Source organism: Streptomyces sp. NPDC058691 (assembly GCF_042714775.1).
Classification (GTDB): domain Bacteria; phylum Actinomycetota; class Actinomycetes; order Streptomycetales; family Streptomycetaceae; genus Actinacidiphila.
This window is the reverse complement of sequence record NZ_JBHXSO010000001.1, coordinates 88945-106217: the sequence shown is the minus strand read 5'-3', so window position 1 is coordinate 106217 and position 17273 is coordinate 88945. Positions and strand designations below refer to the sequence as shown.

The 17273-nt window shown below is 70.2% G+C and carries 18 protein-coding genes and 2 pseudogenes; 12 read left to right on the top strand and 8 right to left on the bottom strand.

The annotated features are described in order from the left end of the window. Nucleotides 1-78: 78 nt before the first annotated feature. Together ACFWVC_RS00505 and ACFWVC_RS00500 are read right to left on the bottom strand one after the other, a co-directional pair. Nucleotides 79-573 (bottom strand): universal stress protein, encoded by a 495-nt coding sequence (locus ACFWVC_RS00505; protein WP_384273120.1) that lies wholly within the window; start codon nt 571-573, stop codon nt 79-81. Between the two features lie 61 nt (nt 574-634). Next, nucleotides 635-1528 carry a universal stress protein gene (locus ACFWVC_RS00500; RefSeq protein ID WP_384273117.1) on the bottom strand — a complete coding sequence of 298 codons (894 nt, stop codon included), beginning with the start codon at nt 1526-1528 and terminating at the stop codon, nt 635-637. A gap of 680 nt (nt 1529-2208) precedes the next feature. Here ACFWVC_RS00500 and ACFWVC_RS00495 point away from each other — a divergent pair. Both ACFWVC_RS00495 and ACFWVC_RS00490 read left to right on the top strand, forming a co-directional pair. Then, nucleotides 2209-2895, top strand: coding sequence for a helix-turn-helix domain-containing protein (locus ACFWVC_RS00495; RefSeq protein WP_384273114.1), 687 nt, complete (start codon nt 2209-2211; stop codon nt 2893-2895). Between the two features lie 120 nt (nt 2896-3015). Continuing rightward, complete coding sequence (locus ACFWVC_RS00490) at nt 3016-3246, top strand: hypothetical protein (protein WP_384273105.1); 231 nt, start codon at nt 3016-3018, stop codon at nt 3244-3246. A 474-nt stretch (nt 3247-3720) separates the two neighbouring features. On the opposite strand, the gene ACFWVC_RS00485 is transcribed toward ACFWVC_RS00490, so the two are convergent. Next, the gene (locus ACFWVC_RS00485; protein ID WP_384273100.1) at nt 3721-4557 is read right to left on the bottom strand and encodes an undecaprenyl-diphosphate phosphatase; all 837 of its coding nucleotides are present in this window, start codon (nt 4555-4557) and stop codon (nt 3721-3723) included. A gap of 232 nt (nt 4558-4789) precedes the next feature. Further along, nucleotides 4790-5461 (bottom strand): DedA family protein, encoded by a 672-nt coding sequence (locus ACFWVC_RS00480; RefSeq protein ID WP_384273091.1) that lies wholly within the window; start codon nt 5459-5461, stop codon nt 4790-4792. A 145-nt stretch (nt 5462-5606) separates the two neighbouring features. Between ACFWVC_RS00480 and ACFWVC_RS00475 the strand changes: the two are divergent. Together ACFWVC_RS00475 and ACFWVC_RS00470 are read left to right on the top strand one after the other, a co-directional pair. Continuing rightward, nucleotides 5607-5977 (top strand): annotated as a pseudogene (locus ACFWVC_RS00475) (BlaI/MecI/CopY family transcriptional regulator). Further along, nucleotides 5974-6915 carry a M48 family metalloprotease gene (locus tag ACFWVC_RS00470; RefSeq protein WP_384273083.1) on the top strand — a complete coding sequence of 314 codons (942 nt, stop codon included), beginning with the start codon at nt 5974-5976 and terminating at the stop codon, nt 6913-6915. Before ACFWVC_RS00475 ends, ACFWVC_RS00470 begins: the two are co-directional and overlap by 4 nt. A 421-nt stretch (nt 6916-7336) precedes the next feature. Here the strand turns inward: ACFWVC_RS00470 and ACFWVC_RS00465 are convergent, their stop codons facing one another. Continuing rightward, nucleotides 7337-7999: a response regulator gene (locus ACFWVC_RS00465; protein ID WP_384273080.1), complete on the bottom strand. Its 663-nt coding sequence runs from the start codon at nt 7997-7999 to the stop codon at nt 7337-7339. Then, nucleotides 7996-9174 (bottom strand): sensor histidine kinase, encoded by a 1179-nt coding sequence (locus ACFWVC_RS00460; RefSeq protein WP_384273077.1) that lies wholly within the window; start codon nt 9172-9174, stop codon nt 7996-7998. The genes ACFWVC_RS00465 and ACFWVC_RS00460 overlap by 4 nt, the downstream gene beginning before the upstream one ends. Nucleotides 9175-9383: 209 nt before the next feature. Between ACFWVC_RS00460 and ACFWVC_RS00455 the strand changes: the two are divergent. Together ACFWVC_RS00455 and ACFWVC_RS00450 are read left to right on the top strand one after the other, a co-directional pair. Beyond that, nucleotides 9384-9548: pseudogene (locus tag ACFWVC_RS00455) on the top strand (ATP-binding cassette domain-containing protein); the annotation flags it as partial. Then, a complete protein-coding gene (locus tag ACFWVC_RS00450) occupies nt 9548-9838 on the top strand; it encodes a hypothetical protein (protein WP_384273074.1) in 291 nt (96 codons plus the stop codon). The pseudogene ACFWVC_RS00455 and the gene ACFWVC_RS00450, both read left to right, overlap by 1 nt. A gap of 200 nt (nt 9839-10038) precedes the next feature. On the opposite strand, the gene ACFWVC_RS00445 is transcribed toward ACFWVC_RS00450, so the two are convergent. Next, a complete protein-coding gene (locus tag ACFWVC_RS00445) occupies nt 10039-10479 on the bottom strand; it encodes a BlaI/MecI/CopY family transcriptional regulator (protein WP_384273071.1) in 441 nt (146 codons plus the stop codon). Between the two features lie 145 nt (nt 10480-10624). Between ACFWVC_RS00445 and ACFWVC_RS00440 the strand changes: the two genes are divergently transcribed. The 3 genes from ACFWVC_RS00440 to ACFWVC_RS00430 all read left to right on the top strand — a co-directional run bounded on the left by ACFWVC_RS00440 (nt 10625) and on the right by ACFWVC_RS00430 (nt 13317). After that, entirely contained in the window at nt 10625-12091 is a 1467-nt protein-coding gene (locus tag ACFWVC_RS00440; RefSeq protein WP_384273068.1) for a glycosyltransferase, read from the top strand. Beyond that, complete coding sequence (locus ACFWVC_RS00435; RefSeq protein WP_384273065.1) at nt 12088-12843, top strand: polysaccharide deacetylase family protein; 756 nt, start codon at nt 12088-12090, stop codon at nt 12841-12843. Before ACFWVC_RS00440 ends, ACFWVC_RS00435 begins: the two co-directional genes overlap by 4 nt. Before the next feature lie 174 nt (nt 12844-13017). After that, complete coding sequence (locus tag ACFWVC_RS00430) at nt 13018-13317, top strand: hypothetical protein (RefSeq protein ID WP_384273062.1); 300 nt, start codon at nt 13018-13020, stop codon at nt 13315-13317. Nucleotides 13318-13522: 205 nt separating this feature from the next. Here ACFWVC_RS00430 and ACFWVC_RS00425 read toward each other — a convergent pair whose 3' ends face one another. Continuing rightward, nucleotides 13523-14356, bottom strand: coding sequence for a hypothetical protein (locus ACFWVC_RS00425; RefSeq protein ID WP_384273059.1), 834 nt, complete (start codon nt 14354-14356; stop codon nt 13523-13525). A 164-nt stretch (nt 14357-14520) separates the two neighbouring features. Between ACFWVC_RS00425 and ACFWVC_RS00420 the strand changes: the two genes are divergently transcribed. From ACFWVC_RS00420 to ACFWVC_RS00410, 3 genes are all read left to right on the top strand, one after another. Continuing rightward, nucleotides 14521-15720, top strand: a complete 1200-nt coding sequence (locus ACFWVC_RS00420) for a hypothetical protein (RefSeq protein ID WP_384273057.1) — start codon at nt 14521-14523, stop codon at nt 15718-15720. A gap of 172 nt (nt 15721-15892) precedes the next feature. Next, nucleotides 15893-16264 carry a BlaI/MecI/CopY family transcriptional regulator gene (locus ACFWVC_RS00415; RefSeq protein ID WP_384273054.1) on the top strand — a complete coding sequence of 124 codons (372 nt, stop codon included), beginning with the start codon at nt 15893-15895 and terminating at the stop codon, nt 16262-16264. Continuing rightward, nucleotides 16261-17196: a M56 family metallopeptidase gene (locus ACFWVC_RS00410; protein WP_384273051.1), complete on the top strand. Its 936-nt coding sequence runs from the start codon at nt 16261-16263 to the stop codon at nt 17194-17196. The genes ACFWVC_RS00415 and ACFWVC_RS00410 overlap by 4 nt, the downstream gene beginning before the upstream one ends. Nucleotides 17197-17273: the final 77 nt, after the last annotated feature.

Here is a 17273-nt window from a genome sequence, read left to right as displayed (position 1 = left end):
CGGCAGCACACACGATCCGTCCGTGCCCGCCGCCGGCGTACCCGGCTCAGCCCCGGGCAGCATGAAAGGCCATCTCGGTCACTGGGTGTGGCTCGCCACCGCGGGTCCGGGCGCGGCCGACTGGTCCTGTCCCCTGACGATCACGATCGGGCACGGTGAGTGCTGGGTGCAGTGCTGTCCCACCGATCCCAGCAGTGCCTCGGCGAACCCACCGTGACCACGGTTCCCGAGCACCAGCAACGACGCGCCTTCGGCCGCCGCGAGCAGCACACCGGCCGGCGTGCCGTATTCGACGCGGCTGTGGATGTCCACCGCCGGCTCCGCCCCGGTCACGGTTGCGATGGTGTCATCGAGGGCCTGTGCCGCCGCGCCTTCGAGATTCAGATCCTGACCCGTGGGGGGCATCCAGCCGAACGAGCCGTAGAACTGCGGATACTCCCAAGCGATCACGGCGTCGATCACTCCGTCCACCAGCGACGCCTGCCGCACCGCCCAGGCGAGCGCCTCCTTCGAGGACGGTGAACCGTCGACACCGACGACGATCCGTGGCCTGTTGTCCTGCCGCGTGTTCACAATGCCTCCTCTCGGCGACGCCCCCATCGGCGCGCCCGCGCGACCGTGGGTGGCATGGGGTCTAATCGCTGCTCTTCCCGTCGGTGTGCGGTACGACGACGACCGGTGATCGCGCGTGATGGAGCACGCCCTGGCTGACCGAGCCCATCAGCATGCCGGTGAAACCGCCGAGTCCTCGCGTGCCGACGACCAGTCCCCTGCAGTGGGCCGAGGCGTCGGTGAGCGCCTGGACGGGGTGACCGCGTACGACCTCCTGGCGGAGGTCCACGTCCGGATGGCCGGCTGCGGGCTCAGTCACCGCTTGCGCCAGTGCCTGCCGTGCCTCTTCCTCCGCCGCGGCCCTGTTCAGGCTGCCGAGCAGCGCGGGGTGCCAGGCGTATACGGCATGCAGGCCCACACCGTGCAGGGATGCCTCGTCGAAGGCGAAGTCCACGGCTGCCGCCGAATGGGCGCTGCCGTCCACACCGACGACCCAATGCGTCTGCGCCTGCCCCGTGGCTTCCGACTCCGGTACCACCGCCACGGGACACCGGGCCTGGGCGACCACCGGAAGCGTGACCGACGCAGAGTGGAACAGATCCTGGGCGGTGGCCGGATGCCGGGAGCCGAGCACCACCAGGGCGGCGTCCTGGGCCTGCTCGCGCACGACCCAGACGGGATCTCCTTCGGCAAGCAGTGCGGAGACCTTCACGTCCGGCTGCCGGGACTCGGCGAACGCCACGGCCTCGGCCAGCAGCTGCTCCCCCGCCGTGTGCAGGGCCTCGTTCCACTGCTCCCAGGAAGGCAGGACCTCGTCCGTCCGGTATCCGCCCGTGGGAACACCCTGGGCGTGCAGCAGGAGCAGGGGAAGCCGTCGCCGCGCGGCCTCGTCGACCGCCCAGGTGAGCGCGGACCGGCGCGCCGGTTCCGGAGCGACACCGACCACGATGGGCCGGTGACCTGGTGAACCCGTCATCGTTGCCTCCCAGGTGCAGTCGTTCCCATGGGACCATCGCCGCATCACCTCGGCCACGGGACCGGCCTTCGCACGCCGTGTTCGGGACGGCTGGTCCCGAAGCGGCCGCCTGATCCACTGAGCCAAGCCGCGACGGCGGTCGGACGGGATCTCTCCCACAATTCCATCGGTTGCGCGGGATCTCCAGCCGGCTCCCCCGGCACCGTGCCCGGTGGCATCGGCCACTCCGGCCGTGTCGTTCCCGCCGTGCCTCGATCACGGCCCGACCGATGCCGGCGTCATCACGGCTGTCCCGGCGCCGGAACCGGGACGACGGCCACCGGACAGCGGCTGCTACGGCGGCGTCCAGCGCACGTCCGGAGGCCGGCGAGCCGTCGACCCCGACGACCACGTGTCCGAACGATTCCGGGTCGGGCAGCGGCTCCCACCACGTGGAGCCCAGGTCCCTGTCCATGTCGGTGTCCATCTGACCTCATCCCCTCCGCTCCGGCACGGCACCGAGTCGCCCGCGACACTCAGCGTGGGGGGTGCGCGAGTACAAGGGCGCACCGGTGGCGGTTCGGCTGCCACAGGCCGGGAAATCACGCCGTCCGGCCTCCGAGCGGCCTGTCGAGGAACCCTCGGCCGACAGGACCGCGAACGCCGCCGGTGACATCCTCGACAGTAGGAGGTGCAGAGCCGTGAGCCAGAACCCCACACCCTCCCACCGACCTGCCGGCGCGCCCAAACCTCAGGCGGGCGAGGTGGCTCGCCGTGTGACGCAGCGTTGCGCGATGCTCGGAATCAGCCGTGAGGAGGTGGCGCGTCGGGCAGGCATGTCCCCCCATTATCTGGAACTTCTACAAGAAGCCAGCGGCGATTTCGACCCTGCAGGCCTCCTGCGGATTGCCGCCGCCTTGCGCACCACGCCCGACGAACTGCTCGAGGGCACCGCTGCTGAGCCTCCAGGGCAAGGCTCCGCCGCACCCCATCCGGTTCTTCAAAAACTTGGCGCCGAGGAGTGCCGGGACCGGCTCGGCACGCACGGAGTCGGCCGCGTCGCGATGGCCACTTCGGAGGGGCCAGTGGTCCTACCCGTCAATTACACCGTGCTTGCCGGCACCATCGTCTACCGCACGGATCCCGACGCGGTGACGGCTGCTGCGCCGGGAACCGAGGTCGCCTTCGAGGTCGATCACGTCGACGAGGCCATGAGCTCGGGATGGAGCATCCTGGCCGTCGGCAGGGTCGAGCACGTAGACGATCCTGGCGACGTACGTCAGCTGTCCGAACAGGCGGCGACGGGCCCATGGGCCGGCGGGAAACGTGACCTGTGGGTCCGCATCAATCCCACACAGGTGACCGGGCGAGTGATTCGGACCTCCTGACGGGCTCGACGCGTCGACGAGAGCATCAGCCGGCCACCGGCGTTCGAGAAGAACGAGCCGTAACTTCATCGATCCCACCGTGACCACATAGCCGCCGTGGCCCTCATCCGGCCCGAGGCTGTGCCTATCGGCACCGACGAGACCTACCCGCATGCCTGCGCCCGACTGGGAGTGGAAGCACGCACCGAAGGGTGGGCGTTGTGGGACACCTGGTTCGACGGCAACGCGAAGGTCACCGCGGTCGTCTCCGCCGTGGACACTACCGAGGGTCTCCTCACCAACTGCGCCAAGGGCAGAAACATCCCCGTGCACGGAGCGCTGCGGAACGATGCGTTGCCCGGTCAGGAGTAGGTGAGCGCGGTGACGTGGGGAGCCGTGGCGGCGCCGGCGGAGGAAGAACCCGCCCTCGAAGTGGTCAAGGCCGAGGCGTTGTTCAGTTCCCGGTAGTCGTGGCTCGATGCGCCGGTGCGACTTCGGGATCCGGAACGTGCCGGGTTCGGCTTCGCCCCCGGGCCCCTGGGCGATCAGCCAGGTCAGCCCGGCGACACGTGGCCACCACCCGCTTTACCGCGGCGACGAGCCATTCCGTGAAGGTCGCCGTCAGCTGGCAGCGGGCCCGCAGCCCGCTCCGGGCGTGATCAACCACGCTCGGTCACGGTGGTCGCTGGTTGCTTTGCGGTCAGGGACATGGCCTGGAACGCGGCACCGTTGGACACAGTCCGCTCGGCAGCGGCAACGGGTGCCGCAGGGTAAGTCCCGACCAGGCCCCCAGGCTTGCCGCAGGGGGACGGACAGACTCGGGCTCCGACATCAATGGACAGATCCTCATGCGGTGAGCGCGCCTGAGGCGAGCAGGCCGAGCAGCAGCACACCGACGACGACGCGGTAGATCACGAAGCTGTTGAAGGAGTGCTTGGCGACGAACTTCAGCAGCCAGGCGATTGAGGCGTACGCGACTACGAACGAGACGGCGGTCCCCACGACGATGGGGGCGACGCCGACCCCCGTGCCGACAGCGTCCTTCAGCTCGTACAGGCCGGCGCCGGTCAGCGCGGGGATACCGAGGAAGAAGGAGAGCCGGGTCGCCGCCACGCGGTCCAGGTCGAGGATGAGCGCGGTGGACATCGTGGCGCCCGAGCGGGAGAACCCGGGGAAGAGCAGGGCGAGGATCTGCGCGGAGCCGACGAGCATGGCGTCCTTGAGGGTGGTGTCGTCCTCGCCGCGCTTGTGGCGGCCCATCTGGTCGGCGGCCCACATCACGCCGCTGCCGACGATCAGCGAGCCGGCGACCACCCACAGAGAGGCCAGCGGTCCCTCGATGAGCGGCTTGGCGGCCAGGCCGACGACGACTACCGGGATGGTCGCGTAGATCACCCACCAGCCGAACTTGTAGTCGTGGTGGTACCGCTCTTCGCGGTTGGCGATGCCACGGCCCCAGGCGGAGACGATCCGCACGATGTCCTTGAAGAAGTACACAAGCACGGCGGCGATCGCGCCGACCTGGATCACCGCGGTGAAGCCGACGACGGAGGTGTCGTCGACCGGGATGCCCATCAGCCCCTCGGTGATCTTCAGGTGGCCGGTGGAGGAGACAGGCAGGAATTCCGTGATGCCTTCGACGACTCCGAGGACTGCGGCCTGGCCGATGCTGATGGCACTCATCTGGGTCCGTTTCTGTGATGTTGGTTGGACGCGGCGGAGCCGTACGAGGTGAGCGCGGGCGGGGAGATGCGCGTGATGCGACGGGTGGCGCCGCCGGTCCCGGCCGCGTGGTGGTCAGGTGCGTGATCTCCAAGCCGGTTCTGTAGTGCCGGCTCCGTCTTCCCGTACGTACGGCGGCGTGTGAGTGGCCCGTCCACGGCCGACAGCCTGAGCACACCCGAACCCGCACGGTTCAGGCACTTCCTTCGGCGCGGGCTCGACGCGACCGAAGCAGTTCGAGGCCGACGGGGATCAGGGAGATGACGACGATGACCACGATGATCGGCAGGAGGTAGCGATCGACGTTCGGGACGGAGGCGCCGAGAGCGTATCCGCCGAGGACCAGACCGATGGTCCACAGCAGCCCGCCGAGCACCTGCCACAGGGCAAAGGTGCGTGCCGGGACACCCAGGATGCCTGCGAGCGGGTTGAGAACGGTCCGCACGATCGGGAGGAAGCGAGCGAGGACGATCGCCTTCGCATAGCCGTAGCGGTGCAGGATCTCTCCGGCTCTGGCCGCGCCCTCGCTGATCTTGCGGGACTTCGTGCGGGCGAGGAAGGCGGGACCGGCCCGCCGCCCCAGCAGGTATCCGGTCTGGGCGCCGGCCACGGCTCCGGCGGCTGCGGCAACCAGGACCCAGGGCAGCGACAGGTGCCCCGGGGAGGCGGCTGAGCCGGCGCACAGCAGTCCGGCGGTGAACAGCAACGAGTCGCCAGGCAGGAAGAACCCGACGAGCAGGCCCGTCTCGGCGAACAGGACGACGGCGATACCGAGCGTGCCGAAAGCGGCAAGCAGGGACTTCGCGTCGAGCACGTTCACAGCGAGGTCCACCGCCGGCGATGCGGCGAGGTGCGTGAGAGCCATCGGCTCGATCCCCTTCAATAATGAGTGCTTGACTATCGGCCGCGGGGGCGGCCGGTACGGGTGTCGGCTGTGGCCGAGCACTCAATGTCTACACGTCTGTAGTCGGCCTACGCCACTGTAGACGATCTCGGGAGAGGAAGGTTCCATGACGGACTCCGACAGCGAGCGCCGGCCGGCGGGCGAGCTGGAGGCCAGCATCCTCGCGGCGCTGTGGGCCGCGGGGATGCCGCAGTCGGCGGCGCAGGTCAGGGCTGCGATACCGCAGCGCTGGCCCGCACGACAGTGGCGACACTGCTGGCCCGCCTCCACGAGAAGGGCACTGTGGGCCGCAGTCCGGGCGGGCGCGGTTTTCTCTATTTTCCCGTGGACGACTCGCACGGCTTGACTGCCCGCCGTATGCACCGTGAGCTCGACCAGGACGAGGACCGGAGCACGGTGCTGGCACGGTTCGTCCGAGGGCTCAGCCCCGACGACGAAGCGGAGCTGCGACGACTGCTGGAGGAAGGCAACCCTTGATCGCCCTGCTGCTGATCCCCCTTGTCCTGCCCTTCGCCCTCCCCCCGCTGGCGCGGCGGCTGGTCCACCGGGTACGGCCGGAGATCGCGCTGTGGGCACTCACGTCGGCGTCGGCGGCTCTTGCGGTGGGGGTGGTGGCCTGCCTGGGGGTGCTCCTGCTTCCCCTGGCCCTCACGATTCCGGCGGTCGCGGCCCTGGTCGATCTCATCCAGCCGCTCGAGGCCGGGCCCGGCGTGCTGGTTCTGACGCTGTCCGCTGTGGCGGGCGGCGCTCTGGCCGTCACCTCCGTCACCGCGGTACGCCGGACGCTGTCGGAAGTGCGACGGCTGCGTGCGGCCCACAGCGATGTCGCCGGCCTCCCGCACGCCGGCGGGCTCTGCGTCGTCGTCGACGACACTCCGGACGCTTACGCATTGCCCGGCGGCGGCCGCAGCCCCGGCCGGGTCGTGGTGACAACGGGCATGCTCAGCGCACTGGCCGCGGCGGAGCGGGAGGTTCTCCTCGCCCATGAGCGCGCCCACCTCGCGGCACGCCACCACCTCTTCCTCGCCACCGCCCAGCTCGCCGCCTGGTGTCACCCCGCACTCGCGGCCGTGGCTGCGCAGGTGTCGTTCGCCGCCGAGCGCGCCGCGGACGAGACCGCCGCGGATGCGGCGGGTGACCGCACGCTGACCGCGCGAGCTGTGGGCCGCGCAGCGCTGGCCATCACCCGCTCGCGGACTCAGTTGCCGTCCTTCACCCCTGGGGCGGCCACCGGGCCCGTACCCGCGCGCGTCAAGGCCCTCCTCTCCCACGCCCCCACCCGCCGCCTGGCTCCGGCGCTTCTGGTCGTCGTGCTGGTGATCGGTGCGGCGGGCGCCTCCGCCATCGCCGGGGCGGTCTCGGTGCACACCGGCGTGGAGATCGCACAGGGAGAAGGAGCCGACGGCTGCCACTGACCGTCGCCGGACGCCACGCCATCACCATCACCGCGCATAAGGGAAGCCTTTCCCCATCGTCTACAGTTACGTAGACTCCGTGCGCCCGGGCCACTCCCGCCCGCCGTCCCCTGCGTGACACGAGGCACAGCCATGCCCCGAGACCCCGTCAACTGCTGATTGGCGCCGCCACCTTCACGGCCGCAGCTGCGGCGCCGGCCGGAGCGAGCTGATCGCCGACGAGAGCGTGACAGAGTTCGGCATCGCCACGGTTCTGCTCGGCGACCCTCCGGTGCTGCTGTTCGACGAGCCAGTCAAGGGACCCTACCCTTACCTACTACATCTTGTAGATGAGGGTTGCGTCAACGAGGTTCCGCGGACGGAGGACAGACCGTATGGCCCCGACGCCCGGCACCACACCGCGGACGTATCGTGCATGCAGTCATCGAGGCAGTGTGACCAGCCCGGCCTCGTAAGCGATGATCACGAGTTGGACGCGGTCCCGGGCTCCCAGTTTGGTGAAGAGCCGTGAGACGTGCGACTTGGCGGTCGCCACCGAGATGACGAGGTCGTCCGCGATCTCGGTGTTCGTCCGGCCGCGCCCGACCCGGGTGAGCACTTCCCGTTCCCTCTCGGTGATGCCCTCGATCGGCCGCGGAGAGCGCTCCGGGGCGGACCGGGGCCGTCCGGCGAAGTCCGCGATCAGACGGCGTGTCACACCCGGTGCGATCAGTGCGTCGCCCGCGGCGACGACGCGGATCGCACCGAGGATGTCGCTCAGCGCCATGTCCTTGACCACGAAACCGCTCGCACCGGCCCGGAGCGCGCCGTAGACGTGGTCGTCCTCGTCGAAGGTGGTCAGCACCAGGACGCGAGCGGTCGCCGGGCCGGCCGTGATCAGGCGCGTGGCCTCGATCCCGTCCATGCCGGGCATCCTGATGTCCATCACCACGACATCGGGACCGACATCCCTGACCAGTTGGACCGCCTCGGCGCCTGTGGCGGCTTCACCGACGACCTCGAGGTCGGGGTGATCGGCCATCAGGACCCGCAGCCCGGAGCGGACCAGCGGCTGGTCGTCGGCGAGCACGACGCGGATCGTCATCGGGCCTCCATGCGGGCGCCGGCGGGTTCGGGCAGCGGGAGCCGGGCCGCCACCCGGAAGCCGCCCCCGGGGCGCGGCCCGGTGCTGAGGTGGCCGTGCAGCAGGCCGACGCGCTCCCGCATGCCCACAAGGCCGAAGCCGTGGGCGGAGCCGTTCCCGGTGGTGCCGCGGCCGTCGTCGACGACCTCCACGGACAGCTCCTCGTTCCCGAAGGCGATGGTCACCCGGCAGCGCCCGGTGTCCGCGTGCCGGACCACGTTCGTCAGCGCCTCCTGCACGATGCGGTACGCGGACAGGTCGATGTCGGCCGGAAGGGGTCGCGGGTTCCCGCTGCGACGCACCTCGACGCGTACTCCAGCCTGCTCGGTCGTCGCCGCCAGCCGTTCGACGTCGTCGAGGCCCGGCGAGGGCCCGAGCGGTGCCCGTCCCGAGGCCGTGGCGCCGTCCGCGTCGGCCTGACGGAGGGCCACGAGGGTGCGGCGGAGGCCCGACAGGGTCTCCCGGCTGGTGGTCTCGATGGCGTGCAGCGCGTTGCGGGCCTCCGAGGGCTGTGTCTCCATCACCTGGTGGCCCACCCCCGCCTGGATGGCGATGATGCCGATGCTGTGCGCGACCATGTCGTGCAACTCCCGCGCGATTCCCAGTCGTTCGGCGGTCACGGCCTCGGCCACCTCCCGGTCGCGCAGCGCTGCCGTGTGCTCCCGGCGCTCGCGGTTCAGCAGGCCGGCCAGACAGGAGGCGGCCATCGCCAGGAGGGCGATCACGCCGTTGACCGCGAGGTTGTCGCCATGCGCGAAAATGCCGATCAACAGGAATTGCGCAGTGAAGGAGACGGCCGCGGCGACGATCGAAGCGCTCCGCGCGCAGGTGGCGACGATGAAGCCGAGGACGAGGTCCACCGCCAGGAACGAGAGGAACTCGCCCTGGAACGACCCCTGCAGGTCCACAGGCAGGGAGACGGGGGTGAGCGTCACCGCGGCGGCGGATCCCAAAAGGGTCATGGCCAGGGCGAGCAGCGGCATCCGGCGTACCACGCCGACGAGAAGGCTCGCGGCGAGCAGCGACCCGACGGCGTGCACCGTGCCCGAGGCCCACACCAGGACCCCCGCCAGCACACCGAGCGCGACGAGGTACAGGACACCCCCCGCCCAGGCCATGGCCTTCGATCGCGTCATCGGCGGTGGGCCCGTGCGAGGGGGCGGTTGCGCCGAGAGGAGCGCGCAGGCGACGAGGTGGTGGATGCGGTGTCCATGCCGCCGAGACTAGCCATCGGCTACCCGTGCGGCATCGGCCCGGGGATGTACACCCGCGGGCCAACTCCGGCCGTGCGATAGCCATCCACGGCCCCATGCCCGGACGCGGAGCTCCCGGCAGCGTTGTCCCCGTGATCGAAGTCGACGAACTCACCAAGCGCTACGGCGGCGAGACGGCCGTCGACCATCTGTCCTTCACCGGGCGACCGGGTCAGGTCACCGGACTCCTCGGCCCCAACGGTGCGGGGAAGACCACCACGTTGCGGATGATCCTCGGCCTGGAGGCGCCCACCGGTTGGGCCTGGGACTCGGCGTCCTGATCCGGCACAGCGCCGCGACGCTGGTCACCAGCGCCTTCACACTGCTGATGCTGCCGACGCTCTTCTCCCAGAGCGAGCGCTGGTCCGCCGACGTCAACCACACGATGGTGGCCGGCGCATGGCGGCGCCTGGTCCAGAACTGGGGGCCGCAGCCCGAATCCCACATGTTCACCGCCACGGTTCCCGGGTCCTGGCTCGTGTACGGACTCTGGCCGTCGATCGCGGTCGCTGCCGCCGTGGCCGTCGTACGGCACCGCGAGGTGTGAACGTGTCCCCGGGGCGCCAAAGCGCCAGTGCCTTACCCGTGCTGCAAGTCGGTGGGAACCAGACACCTATCTACTACATCTTGTAGGTGAAGGTCGCATCCAAAAGGGTCACGGGAGGGCGCATCACATGAACGAGGTACCCCGCTCCAGCCGCACTCCGATCACCAGTCCGATGCGGAACGACATCGACCCGCCCGTGCTCACCGCTTCGCACGGGGGCGGCGCGGAGCATCCCCACTGGTGGACTCATCGTGCGCCTGCCCCCCGGCCAGGAGTCGTTGCAGCATCTGCTCGTCCTCCTGCGACAGGTCCGAGACGAAGCGGGCGAGTACGGCCTCACGGTCCGATCCGGCATCGAGCAGAGTGCGCATGCGCTGTGCGGTGTGGGACGCCTCGTCGCGCGCGGCTGCGTATACGTAGCCGCGCCCTTCCCGGTGCCGGACGAGCATGCCCTTGCCGTGCAGCCTGACCAGGATCGTCAGGACGGTGGTGTACGCCAGGTCTCCGGGGAGCTGTTCCCGCACCTGGCCCGCCGTCAGGGGCCCGTCAGCTGCCCAGAGCGCGGCGAGCACGCCTCTCTCGAGTTCCCCGCGGGCACGCCGGGGGGCCGCACCGCTCTCGTCCCGCGGATCTTCACGCACCGTGCTCACCCCTTCCTCGGCTGGGCCCTCAGGCTACCGCCGGACCCACTGCCACCCACAGGCGGCGAGGCCTGAGCTGGAGATCGCGCGACCTACTACATGTTGTAGAGTTTCGCTGCTCCCACCAGCGCACGGAGGAACACCCATGTCGCACGTCGGCGAAACGGTTGACCCGAGCTCGGCGGACGCCGTTGCCGGCCACAGGCGGCCCACGCCGCCGGGCAGGGTGGTGATCGTCTCCGCGAGCATGGGAGCGGGTCACGACGGCGCCGCTGCCGAACTCGCCCGGCGCATCGCCGCCACCGGCATGAACGCCGACCGCCAAGACCTGCTCGACCTGATGCCCGCGCGGCTCGGCCGGACCCTCGGCAACGGCTACCACCGCCTCCTGGTCCACGCGCCCTGGGCCTACCAGCGGATCTACAGCAGCACCGAGCAGGCGGGCGGCACCGGACCGGCGGCCCGCGCCCTGCTGCGCGCCGCGGAACAGCGCGTACTGGAAACCCTGCCCGCCGACACCCGCGCGGTCGTCTCCACCTACCCGGGCGCCAGTCGCATCCTCGGCGCGTTGCGCCTCGACGGCCGGCTGACCGTGCCCGTCCTCACCTACCTGACCGACTTCTCCGTGCACCCCCTCTGGGTGGCCCCCGGCGTCGACACCCACCTCGCCGCCCACGCCGTCCCCGCTGCGCAGGCTCGAGCACTCGGCGCGGCCGACGTCCGGGTGAGCGGGCCCGTGACCGATCCGCGGTTCACCCCGGGCGGCCCGTCGGAACGCTCCGCCGCCCGCACCCGGCTCGGGCTCCCGCCGCACGCCCCGCTGGCCCTGCTGGTCGCCGGTTCCTGGGGCGTCGGCCCCGTACGGCGGGTAGCCGCGGAGATACATGCCTGCGGCGCCGCCGTCCCCGTCGTCGTCTGCGGCCGCAACGAGGCGCTGGCCGAGCGGCTGCGCGCGGACGGCGTCGAGCATGTCGTCGGCTGGACCGACGACATGCCCTCCCTCATGCACGCCGCGGATGTCCTGGTGCAGAACGCGGGCGGACTCACCTCGCTGGAGGCGTTCGCCTGCGGACTGCCCGTGGCCAGCTACCGCTGCATACCCGGCCACGGCCTCACCAATGCGGCCGCGCTGGACGAGGCGGGGCTGGCCGCCTGGATACGCGACCCCTCCGACCTCGCCCCCGACCTCGCCGACCTCATCCGTGGCCCCCGCGGCGACCGGCAACGCACCGCGGGCTTCGCCCTGTTCACCTCGAACTCCGACACGGGGCCGGCCGCGGCCATCCTCCGCGCATGCGGCACAGCGTCCACCATGAGCCTCCCGGCAGCCCGGACGGGAGAGCCGCAGCGCCGGCCACGCGACGCTGCCGCGCCGGATCACGTGCGAACTCGCCCCTCGGGAGCGCCCCGGCCGCCGCGCGGGCCGGGAGCGCGGCGGGCGATGCGGCGGCTCGCGGCGACTGCCGCCATGGCCTGTGCGCTATGGGCCGGGGGTGTCGGGCTGGGGGTCGCCGCAACGCACGACTACCCCGGACTGCTCCGCGCCATCGACCACAGGATCGACCCCGACGACATGACGCCCGCTCCCACCGTGGAGGGAACCCAGCCGTGATCACCGCCCGACTTCTGCGCACCAGTGCCTTCGTCGCTCTGCCCGCCTTCGCGGCCGCCCATGCCGCACCGGTCATCTCCACCTTCGGGCCGCTGCGCAAGCGCGTCATGCCCCGTCTGTCCGGACAGGGCCGGACCGATCACGTGGCCCTCACCTTCGACGACGGCCCCGACCCCCTGTCCACGCCCTTCTTTCTGCGTCTGCTGGCCGATCGCCGCGTCCGCGCGACCTTCTTCCTCCTTGGCACCGAGGCGCGCCGCAGCCCCGGGCTGGTCCGCGACATCGCCTTGGCCGGGCACGAGATCGCCGTCCACGGCTGGAGTCACCGCCCGCTGCTGCTGCGCGGCCCGCGAGCCACATACGAGGACCTGGCCCGCGCCCGCGATCTGGTGGGCGACCTCACCGGACGGCAGCCCCAGTTGTTCCGGCCCCCTTACGGTGTCATGACCACCGCCGCCCACATCGCGGCGCGCCACCTCGGTCTCACGCCCGTTCTGTGGACCTGCTGGGGCCAGGACTGGACCGCGCGCGCCACCCCCGAGTCCGTCCATCGCACGGTCACCGCCGACCTGAGAGGTGGCGGGACCGTCCTGCTGCACGACTCGGACTGCACCTCGGCCCCCGGCGCTTGGCGATCCGCCCTCGGCGCGCTGCCCCGCATTCTCGACACCTGCCAGGAGCGAGGCCTGGATGTCGGCCCGCTGCGCGACCACGGCGCGGTGGGAAGCCCGCTGGGCCACCAACGGCCGTGATGCCGTCCTGCCACATCCTCCAGCCTCAGCGTTTCGACGCCTTGCGATCGCAAAGCGAACTCTGGCAGCGGTGCCGGATGCTGCATGCGGTCGGGCGTCGCTGCCTCGCGCCGCGTGAGCCAAGCCCGCGCCTTCACAACCAGGTGGACAAATGACTGCGAGGGGTGAGAACAGATGTCCGGTTCGAGCATATTGAGTATTCTGAATCTGACCGCCGGCACTGCCTGTTTGGTGCTCGCGGTCTGCGTTTTCCTGATGGGGGAAACATGGAGAAGCCCTCTCAGATGGATCGCGATCGTAACCGCGGTGATCTACAACCCGACCCATGCCTACGTGCTCGAGCACGGCGGCAAGGCGGCTCTCCTCGCCTACAAGGGGGTTCATCTCGCTCTGCTGAGCATCACGTTCCTCGTGGCCAGGTGGTACGGGAAGCGAATCAGGCCGGAGGCACTCAAGTTGCTCCTCAAGCGCTGACCGGACTTCGCTCACCCTCAAGCAACGTCGCCGCGTTCCCGCACCGGGAAGCAATGAGGCCCCTGGAAGAATCCAGGGGCCTCGCTCGAAGGGTGTTTCACTCGTATTCGCGGAGCAGGTTTTCGACCCGGCGGTTTCGCAACCTCTTGTCGGCCTTCGAGGCACTTCGGGATCCGACTCAGGAGCACCTCCGCGCTGTTGCCCGCTACACAGGCGCGGCGGCCGATTCCGGTGCGGCGGAGGGCTCGCGCACGCGCTGCACGTCCACCTTGGTCACCGCCAGATAGGCAACCATCAGCACAATCAAGGCGAGTAGGGCCAAAGTTACCGGCCCGTCGCCGAGGCCGAGGCCTCCGACGGAGCGGGGCTTGGCCAGGCCGTCGGCGATCGACGCGCCGAGCGGGCGAGTGATCACGTAGGCGGCCCAGAAGCAGAACACCGGATTCCAGCGCAGCCAGCGGTGGCCCGTCGCCGGAATGAGGATCAGCACCGCGAACACGAACGCGGAGGCGAAATAGCCCAGATGCAGGCTGAAAGCAGTGAAGTCGCCCAGCGCGGTGCCCATGGCGAACGTGGCGACCACTGTCGCCCAGTAGAACGCCTCGCGGCGCGGGGAGTCGATGCTGTGCATCGACAGAGTGCCCTCGGTGCGACGCCACAGCCAGAACACCGCCAGCAGCAGCACCGTGTACAGCACGCTGGAGAGGGCGTAGGGCACACCGAGGGCCACATGCATGACGTCGGCGGCCATCGTCCCGAAGATGCCGACCATCGCGACGGCGAACCAGTACGTCCACGCCCAATAGCGAGCCTGACGGAACTGGACCACAAGCGCGACAAGAAAAGCGGCGAACCCGAGCACCACCGCAAGCTGCGGCACCATGGCCTGGACGAGATAGTCCGAGGCCCCCTCCCCCAGCGCCGTCGACAATCCCTTGACAATCCAGAAGGCGGCGACGATTCCGGGAACGCGAACCGCGCCTCGGAAGTCGCCTGCGCCGGTGTTGCCCGAACGGGCGTGGCGAGTAATCGAAGTCACCGGGCAACCCTACGGATCCGACGCCGCGTTTGTCTACAAGCCTGTAGACCGTCTAGCGTTGCGCCGACGCGAGGGGTCCCCCTCCGTACTGTCACCCGTTGCAGGTGAGGGGTTAGATGACGACCACAACGACACCCGACAGTCTCCGGACACCTTCTCGAGGAATGCTGAACAAGGTTCCCGAAGTCACGATCTGGTTTTGGGTCATTAAAATCCTGTGCACCACGGTTGGTGAAAGCTTTGCCGACTGGATCAACATGAACCTCGGTGTCGGCCTGATCAACACCGCATTGATCTTCACAGTGGTTCTGGCCGGCGTCCTGGGATGGCAGCTCAGCACCAAACGCTACATCCCATTCGTGTACTGGCTCACCGTGGTGGTGGTGAGCGTGACCGGCACTCTCTACACCGACATCCTCACCGACAGCCAGGGCGTTCCCCTCGCGCTGAGCAGCAGCGTGTTCGCCGGCCTTCTCGCCGTTGTCTTCGGCGTCTGGTACGCCCGAGAGCGGACCTTGTCGGTCCACAGCATCGTCACCCGGCCCCGTGAACTGTTCTACTGGCTCGCGGTCCTTGTCACCTTCGCCCTTGGTACCGCGACCGGCGACTGGACCCTGGAGCTGACCGGCTGGACGCCGGATGTCTCCGTGCTGCTCCCGCTCGGGTTGATCGTCGCGATCGTCTTCGCGTGGCGCCTCGGCGCGAACGCGGTGCTCTCCTTCTGGCTGGCCTACATCCTCACTCGCCCGCTCGGCGCCAATCTCGGCGACTGGCTCGGATCGGCCGGCAGCGACGGCGGACTCGGCCTTGGGACCGCGGCGACCAGCGTGATCTTCCTTGCCGCGATCCTCGCTACGGTCCTGTACCTCACGTTCAGCCGCAGCGATGTCATCGAGACCACCGACCCGATCCCGCGGGCGGCGAACCCCGCGCGTGAGCGCATCATGCTCGGCTACTACGCCGTCGTAGCGGTCGCAGCTGCGGCGCTTCTCGTCTGGGCGCACCAGCGGCCCCACGCGGCGGCGGCCGGCGAGGACGGCGCTCCCGCGCCCGTGACCGCTCATCTCACGCCGATGCAGGCGACGTCGTCGTTTGCTCCAGCCGAGATCGCGAAGTTCCGCACGATCGCATCCGACACCCTGACGAAGCTCAACTCTGGGGATCAGGCGGCCGCGACCGCCCGGGTGGCCGACCTCGAGACCGCATGGGACGACGACCAGCCCACCCTCGAGCCCAAGAACGAGCAGGCCTGGCACTTCCTCGACAGCGAAATCGACCAGGTCCTGACCGCACTACGTGCCCCGAACCCGGATCAGGCCACCGAAGTCAAGGCACTCAATACGCTCCTCACCTCGCTCGGCTGACCGGCCGAGATGACCGACTGCACCGACGCCGGGGCAGTCGGCCATCACCACCGTTGCGTCCAGCCGGTGAGTAGTGACTGCCCGGCGTCCCGACGGGCAGCCCGACAATCAGGCGACCGACTACAGTGAGGTAGACGTTCTGCCACGCTGCGAACGGGTTGAGGGAGGTTTCATGGCGGACACCGGCGAGCGGCGACCGGCGGGTGAGCTCGAAGTGAGCGTGCTGGCGGTGCTGTGGGCAGCTGAGCGCCCGCAGACGGCGGCTGAGATCAGGCGGGCGCTCGGTGAGACGCTGGCCCGTACCACGGTGGCCACGGTCCTGGCCCGGCTGACCGAGAAGGGCACCGTCGGCCGCCAGGATGCGGGCCGGGGCTTCGCGTACTTCCCCGTTCAGGATGCCCACGGCCTCACGGCCCGCCGTATGCACCGCGTGCTCGACCAGGACTCCGATCGCGAGAGCGTGCTTGCCCGCTTCGTGGACCAGCTCGGTCCGCAGGATGAGCGCCTGCTGCGCGACCTGCTGGGAAGCGGTGAGCACCAGTGATCGCGCTCCTCCTGATTCCCCTGATCGCGCCTTTCGCACTGCCACCGCTGGCGCGCCGCACGGTCGAGCGGATTCGCCCGGATGTCGCCCTGTGGGCGGTCGCCGGCGCCTCGGGGGTGCTGGCTGTTGGGGTCCTGGCGTGTCTGGGCGCCCTGGTGCTGCCTGTTGCGTTGCAGGTACCGGTACTGGCCTCGTTCATGGATGTGGTGCACCCGCTCGACGCCGGCCGGCCGATGGCCGTGCGGCTTCTGGCGGCGGTGTCCGGAGTGGCGCTCGGCGTCTGCGTGGTGGCGCTGTGTCGTGCCGCGGTGCGGCTGCTCGGCCGGCTGCGCGCCGTGCAGGCCGGCGTGGCAGGGCGCGCGTCCGCGGGTGACCTGTGCGTCGTCGAGGACGACCGTCCGGACGCCTACGCGCTGCCGGGCCGCCGTCGCACTCCGGGCCGGATCGTGGTCACCACCGGGATGTTGCGGGCGCTGTCGCCTGCGCAGCGTGAGGTTCTCTTCGCTCACGAGCGGGCCCACTTGGCCGGCCGGCATCACTGGTTCCTGGCAGTCGCGGATCTCGCCGCCCGCTGCCACCCCGGCCTGCACGCTACCCGCTGCTGGGTGACCCTGGCCGCCGAGCGCGCCGCGGACGAGGAGGCCGCGTCGGCGAACGGTGACCGCCGGCTGACCGCCCATGCCATCGGCCACGCCGCTCTTGCCGTGACCGCCAGCGCTTCCGGGCGGCCGGTGCACGTCCCGGGTGCTACTGGCGGTCCCGTCCCGGCCCGGGTCAGAGCCTTGTTGGCGCAGGCGCCGCGGCGACGGGTCGCGCCTGTCCTGCTCGCGGTGCTGTTGCTGTGCACAGGCGCGGCCACGGCGGCGATGAGCGGTGCGGCAGATCTCCATCGCGCGGTGGAGGTCGCACAGGGAGAGTCCGCGGGCGACTGAGAACCGAACCCCGGCGGAGCGCTCCATAGCCGCTTCACGGCGCCCGTGAGGGACGCGCCCGCATGACCCGGTCGCGG